Below are 209 nucleotides of genomic sequence, written 5' to 3' on the forward strand. Positions count from 1 at the left end.
GAAGCAGATCATTTGCGTCATCATCAAGATGTAAAACCTATCTATGCGAAACGTAAAGAAACGATTGAGCGTGTATTCGCAGATGCAAAAGAAAAGCATGGTATGCGTTGGACTACTTTAAGGGGACTTAAAAAATTGTCGATGCAGGCGATGCTTACTTTCGCTGCCATTAATTTAAAGAAGCTGGCCAATTGGACATGGCAAGCTCC

1 protein-coding gene is annotated in these 209 nt (G+C 41.6%); it reads left to right on the forward strand.

All coding sequences use genetic code 11. The annotated features are described in order from the left end of the window. A partial coding sequence (locus tag ASU00_RS24225) for a transposase (protein ID WP_201786330.1) occupies window positions 1–209 on the forward strand: 209 nt, incomplete at both ends.

Origin of the sequence: Peribacillus muralis (assembly GCF_001439925.1) — a bacterium.
GTDB lineage: Bacteria > Bacillota > Bacilli > Bacillales > DSM-1321 > Peribacillus > Peribacillus muralis.